Here is a 6,541-nt window from a genome sequence, read left to right on the forward strand (position 1 = left end):
AACTTTGTAAACAGATTAATATAACAATGTAATGTTGACTAAAAAACCAGCACGCGCCGTAATACCTTCATCCTACGATGATTTCATGATAAATTTTACGATATATAAATAGTCGATTGAAGAAGCCTAATGAGTAAAAAAAATAATACTAATGCCGACTCAGACCACAACAGTGAGCCAAAAGTTCGATTAGATAAATGGTTATGGGCTGCGCGCTTTTATAAAACCCGTGCGCTTGCACGCGAAATGGTGCAAGGCGGCAAAGTACATTATAATGGGCAACGTACTAAAGCGAGTAAAATTGTGGAGGTTGGCGCAACCATAAAACTTGCCCAAGGCGTTGATGAAAAGCTTATCAAGGTACTTAAAGTGCTTGAAAAACGCCAAAGCGCCCCCATTGCACAGACCTTGTATCAAGAAACTGATGCAAGTATTGCAAAACGCGAAGAAAACGCCATCGCACGCAAAAATAACAGCTTCTTTGCTCCACATCCGGATAAAAAGCCCGATAAAAAGCAAAGACGCGAACTTTTAAAAATGAAATCAAGTTAGGTATAGCCGCTCATGCAACAAGATTTACTGCACCGTTATTTATTCGACAAACTCGATGTTCGTGGCGAACTCGTTCAAATTGAGCACGCCTACAACGAGATGATAGCTAATCACAATTACCCTGAGCCAGTTAAAGCATTATTAGGTGAATTACTCGTTGCAACGTGTTTATTAACTGCCACTTTAAAGTTTGAGGGTGAAATAGCCGTTCAGCTACAAGGCGATGGCCCTGTTAAATACGCTGTTATTAACGGCGACGATAAACAAAATATGCGTGGTATTGCGCGCATGCAAAGCGAGGTTAGCGGCACAACGGTAAAAGAGCTTGTAGGTAAAGGTTATATGGTTATTACCATTACCCCAACCAAAGGCGAACGTTATCAAGGCATAGTGCCTCTTGAGCACGATACATTGAGTAAATGTATTGAAAGCTACTTTGAGCAATCAGAACAGCTAAAAACGCGCCTTTGGTTCGCAACCGACACAACAGAAGGGAAAGCCAAAGCCTGTGGGTTGTTTTTACAAGTACTGCCTGTTGATAAGCAAAAATCAATTAATGACTTCACTCACTTAGAAGCCTTAAGCGATACAATTAAACGCGAAGAGCTATTAGAGCTTGATGCCAATACCGTATTAACGCGCTTATATCACGAAGATAACCCGCGCGTATTTGACCCGCAAGCTATTATATTTAAATGTGGCTGTAGTAGAGAGAAAACCATTACTGCTTTAGTTAATGTAGGCCAACAAGCATTACTTGATGATGTTGCCGAAAATGGCGCTGTTAACATTAGCTGTCATTATTGCCTAAAAGAATATGCTTTTGACGAGCAAGATATTAAAAACATTTTTAATTAACCTCCCACCTCATAATCAAATATAAAGCCGCAAAATATGCGGTTTTTATATTATAAAATGATGATACCGGTGTCATGAATTTAGTTAATTTACTGACACCGGTATCATTGAAATTATTCATGTTTTTTAGCAAATATATGTGTTTTTAGGGCCTTTACAGGCTCGAATATCTCAAATCCTTCTGTTACTATAATTTCAGCTTAAGGGAACTAAGAACCCAGAGCTATCCCGTTCAAACTCTCACACATAGTTAGGTATAAACATGACTACAAGCGCAACACGTTTTGTCGATTTAACCGCAGCTGAACTTGTCGAGCATGCGATTCGTCGTGGCGAAGGGACACTAGCCGCAAATGGAGCCTTTGTTGCAATTACAGGCAAGCGCACTGGTCGCTCTCCCAAAGATCGCTTCATTGTAAAAGAAGCAACAACGCAAGATGATATCCAATGGGGCAATGTAAACCGCCCATTCGATGCTGACAAATTTGACGCTTTATGGGCTCGCGTAGAAGCACATGTGCAAAGTAATGACCACTTCACCTCTCACTTAGAAGTTGGCGCAGACCCTGAGCACTATCTACCTGTAGTTGTTACTACAGAAACAGCGTGGCACCATATTTTTGCTAAAAACATGTTTATTGAGCCTAAAAACTATAATGCATCTGATTTACCCCAATGGCAGGTAATGAATGTGCCTTCGTTTGTTTGTGACCCACAACGTGATGGCACCAACAGCGACGGCACTGTTATTATTAACTTTGCTCAACGCAAAGTGTTACTTGCTGGTATGCGTTATGCCGGTGAAATGAAAAAATCGATGTTCTCCGTTCAAAACTTTCTTCTTCCAGCAAAAGGTGTATTACCAATGCACTGCTCTGCTAACGTAGGAGAAGCGGGTGATACAGCACTATTCTTTGGTTTATCGGGTACTGGTAAAACAACTTTATCGGCCGACCCAACACGTTTTTTAATTGGTGACGACGAACACGGTTGGGCACCAGGAAGCGTATTTAATATCGAAGGTGGCTGTTACGCAAAATGTATCGACCTCTCACAAAAAAATGAGCCAGTAATTTGGAATGCTATTCGCTTTGGTACAATTTTAGAAAACGTTGTACTTGATGAAACACGCACACCTGACTTTAACGATACAAGCTTAACGCAAAATAGCCGTGCTGCTTACCCGCTAGAGCACGTAGAAAAGCGCAAAGTTGAAAACCGTGCTGGCGAGCCAAAAGCTGTTGTATTTTTAACCTGTGATGTGAGCGGTGTTTTACCGCCGGTTTCTGTACTTAGCGAAGAAGCCGCAGCTTTTCACTTTTTAAGTGGTTACACGGCTAAAGTGGGCTCTACAGAGATTGGCTCAACTAGCGATATAGAATCTACATTCTCAACGTGTTTTGGCGCCCCTTTCTTCCCTCGCCCTGCAGGTGTTTACGCTGAGCTGCTTATGAAGCGTGTACGCGAATTTGGGGCAAAGGTTTACCTTGTTAATACAGGGTGGACAGGCGGCCCATACGGTACCGGTGAGCGTTTTGATATTCCAACTACCCGCGCTGTAATAGATGCAATCGTATCTGGTAAATTAGCCAATGTAGAGACCCAGCATATCGATGTATTAAATCTAGACGTACCAGTGGAAGTCCCTGGTGTGGATAGCAAGCTACTTAACCCAATTAATACATGGGAAGATAAAGCAAAATATAATGAATATGCAGCAAAACTTGCCGCTGACTTCACTGAAAACTTCGCTAAATACGATGTATCAGATGATATTAAAAATGCAGGCCCAAAAGCATAATTAATTACCAAGCCTGATTTAAACGCCAGCCTATAAAGCTGGCGTTTTTGTTTGCTAAGCTAATTATTTTATTGCTGCGACATTTTGTCGCAGTTCTTTTCTATTAAACAAAGATACAATGCGCCATCCCTTTACTGCATATTTTTAATGGTCACTCATTTATGCGTTTTAATGGTTCATGGCGAAAAATAGCAAGACGTGTACATTTATACCTAGGCTTATCTATCGGGGGTGTACTCGCACACATCGCTCTAACAGGTTCTATACTCGTCTATTACCCCGAACTAGATGAAAATATAAGTAGTTTAAGTACAGAAACAGCGAGGCCTATAAATTGGGATACTGCATATCAAACACTAAAAACTCACTACCCAGATAAACAAGGCTCGTGGCGTTTAGAAAGCACCAAAGATAAACATTATATTCCCGCAAGATATTACAACCAAAACGAAACAGTGGATCACGCTTTTGCACCACTTATGGTTTGGCTAAGCCCTGATGGCAGGCTTATATTACGTGAGGATGTATGGGGTAACTACTTTGTTACCTGGATTTATAACGTACACTTCTCGTTACTTGCAGGTAGCGCAGGTACAATCGTTATAGGTTATATAGGAATAGGTAGCCTTATACTCCTCATATCAGGCCTATGCGCTTGGTGGCCTAAAAAAAGGCAATGGGCTAAGGCTATAAAGTTTAAAGCGCGCAGCTCTTTATTGGGCGTGTTATATGACTGGCACAAGTTGCTTGGTTTAATTTTTGCTTTGCCCTTAATCCTATTAACAGCAACCGGTATAATGTTAGCAATACCAAAGCAAACCGATCCTTTAATAACAGCCCTGCTTGGAAATATAGATAAACTAACAGCGTAATAATAAAACCCCAGCGCAGTATTTCTTTATCAGCAGCACTTAGTACAGCACAAAAGGCCATGCCAAATACACGCCTAGCATGGGTAGAAACCCCGTCAAATCACAATGCGGTATATCGGTTTAGGTTCAAAACCAAAAGCGATCCCTCTTATCGCTTTCCTCACAGTTATGTGCAAGTAAATGCAAGCACAGGAGAGCTCATAAGTGTTTTTAATATAGATAAGATGAGCGTTGCTAGTAAATTTAAAAACTGGTTGCATCCGCTTCACAATGGTAGCATTGGCGATCAGCCATTACGAATTCTATGGGTTTTATCAGGTGTAGCCACCACTTTGTTATTTGCCCTGGGGCTTTTTAGGTGGCTCATTAAAACGAAACGATTTAAATACACTATAAGCTAATTATAAAGCTTATTTAATATATCAAATGAGCTTTTCACAATCTAAACCTGCATGTATAGATAGCTACGTCATAAGTTACGAGCTGCTTACGCAGCGTAAATCAAAGCAACAGCGATATAGATAGTCAAACCGCCTTATACCAAACTTAAGGTGCTGCGCTCGAGAATAAGCTAAGCCCTATGAACTGTTGGTAAAATTAATTCATTACTTTAAGTTATATTGCGTGCTTTAATCGCGGGTTTCGTGATCCTCAATCCACGCTACAAAGGAGTGGCGGAACTATATAAAGGCAGGTATTTCACTTTTCTAAAAAAACGTTCATCTCTCATGCAGCTTTCTAGTATTAGGAATCGGAGCGCTACACAGCAGCATGTCGTGCGGGCTAAGGTACGCATATGTAAAAACGCTATATTTACCATACAAAGATGTGTGGTGAGCCTTATCCGCGGGTTTCGTGATACTCAACCCACGCTACGGAGGTGGTGGAGGCTGTGCGAATAATATCTGGAATGTATTTTTCACTTTTCTGCAGACGTAAAAAAGCCCGATTATTGCTAGTCGGGCTTTCTTATATTTGGAGCCTGGCGATGTCGTAGTGCCCACAGTGATAGAGAGTCACATAGCAAATGGGACATTATCACTGCATCGGGGTGGCCTTTCGTAGGGCTCGCCTTCAGCTGTTTCGTTTCACTACTGAGTTCGGCTATTTATTAAAACCCAGACAGCAAAAAACCCGTTACATCGCTGCAACGGGTTTCTCTTATTTGGAGCCTGGCAATGTCCTACTTTCACATAGCAAATGCTACACTATCATCGGCGCTGTTTCGTTTCACTACTGAGTTCGGCATGGGGTCAGGTGGGTCCAAAACGCTATGGTTACCAAGCAAATTAGGTGCAAAGGAGTAATGATAAGCACGTAGTGCTTCTTTTTCCTTTGCGCAAGGTGCCTCAACTTTAACGCTACGCGCTAAGAGTCACCTCATAAATTTGGAAAATATCTGATAATATTTTTTAACTCTAAGTATCTATCTACTTTAGCTATTAACTTCTGTCGCTTGTTTCTGTCACAAAACGCGTTTGGCGTTGTATGGTTAAGCCTCACGGGTAATTAGTACAAGTTAGCTTAATGGCTCACACCACTTCCACATCTTGCCTATCAACGTTGTAGTCTTCAACGGCCCTTCAGAGACTTTAAAAGTCTAGTGAGAAATCATCTCGAGGCCTGCTTCGCGCTTAGATGCTTTCAGCGCTTATCAGTTCCGAACGTAGCTACCGGGCAATGCCATTGGCATGACAACCCGAACACCAGCGGTTCGTTCACTCCGGTCCTCTCGTACTAGGAGCAACCCCTCTCAATTCTCAAACGCCCACGGCAGATAGGGACCGAACTGTCTCACGACGTTCTAAACCCAGCTCGCGTACCACTTTAAATGGCGAACAGCCATACCCTTGGGACCGACTTCAGCCCCAGGATGTGATGAGCCGACATCGAGGTGCCAAACACCGCCGTCGATATGAACTCTTGGGCGGTATCAGCCTGTTATCCCCGGAGTACCTTTTATCCGTTGAGCGATGGCCCTTCCATTCAGAACCACCGGATCACTATGACCTACTTTCGTACCTGCTCGACGTGTCTGTCTCGCAGTTAAGCTGGCTTCTACCATTACACTAACCGTACGATGTCCGACCGTACTTAGCCAACCTTCGTGCTCCTCCGTTACTCTTTGGGAGGAGACCGCCCCAGTCAAACTACCCACCAGGCACTGTCCGTAACCCCGATTCAGGGGCCAACGTTAGAACATCAAAACTACAAGGGTGGTATTTCAAGGACGACTCCACAACAACTAGCGTCGCTGCTTCAAAGTCTCCCACCTATCCTACACATGTAGGTTCAATGTTCAGTGCCAAGCTGTAGTAAAGGTTCACGGGGTCTTTCCGTCTAGCCGCGGGTACACAGCATCTTCACTGCGATTTCAATTTCACTGAGTCTCGGGTGGAGACAGCGTGGCCATGGTTACACCATTCGTGCAGGTCGGAACTTACCCGACAAGGAATTT

5 protein-coding genes and 2 rRNA genes (1 of these 7 running past the window's edge) are annotated in these 6,541 nt (G+C 42.9%); 5 read left to right on the forward strand and 2 right to left on the reverse strand.

Annotated features, from left to right (window positions below; genetic code table 11):
* The first annotated feature begins 129 nt into the window (after positions 1–129).
* The 5 genes from hslR (at position 130) to VOI46_RS15455 (ending at position 4,484) form a co-directional block, all read left to right on the forward strand.
* Positions 130–552, forward strand: a complete 423-nt coding sequence (gene hslR, locus VOI46_RS15435; RefSeq protein ID WP_024032559.1) for a ribosome-associated heat shock protein Hsp15 — start codon at positions 130–132, stop codon at positions 550–552.
* A gap of 12 nt (positions 553–564) precedes the next feature.
* On the forward strand, positions 565–1,410 hold the full coding sequence (gene hslO, locus VOI46_RS15440; protein WP_004588453.1) for an Hsp33 family molecular chaperone HslO: 846 nt from the start codon (positions 565–567) through the stop codon (positions 1,408–1,410).
* Positions 1,411–1,672: 262 nt separating this feature from the next.
* A complete protein-coding gene (locus VOI46_RS15445) occupies positions 1,673–3,211 on the forward strand; it encodes a phosphoenolpyruvate carboxykinase (protein ID WP_004588454.1) in 1,539 nt (512 codons plus the stop codon).
* A 161-nt stretch (positions 3,212–3,372) separates the two neighbouring features.
* Positions 3,373–4,083, forward strand: a complete 711-nt coding sequence (locus VOI46_RS15450) for a PepSY-associated TM helix domain-containing protein (protein WP_252183190.1) — start codon at positions 3,373–3,375, stop codon at positions 4,081–4,083.
* 59 nt (positions 4,084–4,142) lie between these two features.
* Positions 4,143–4,484 (forward strand): PepSY domain-containing protein, encoded by a 342-nt coding sequence (locus tag VOI46_RS15455; protein ID WP_252183189.1) that lies wholly within the window; start codon positions 4,143–4,145, stop codon positions 4,482–4,484.
* A gap of 769 nt (positions 4,485–5,253) precedes the next feature.
* Here the strand turns inward: VOI46_RS15455 and rrf are convergent.
* Positions 5,254–5,368, reverse strand: a 5S ribosomal RNA gene (rrf, locus tag VOI46_RS15460).
* Positions 5,369–5,571: 203 nt separating this feature from the next.
* A 23S ribosomal RNA gene (locus tag VOI46_RS15465) occupies positions 5,572–6,541 on the reverse strand; it runs 1,917 nt beyond the window's last position.

The sequence above is a fragment of the Pseudoalteromonas sp. CuT4-3 genome, assembly GCF_035666335.1.
Taxonomy (GTDB): domain Bacteria; phylum Pseudomonadota; class Gammaproteobacteria; order Enterobacterales; family Alteromonadaceae; genus Pseudoalteromonas; species Pseudoalteromonas atlantica.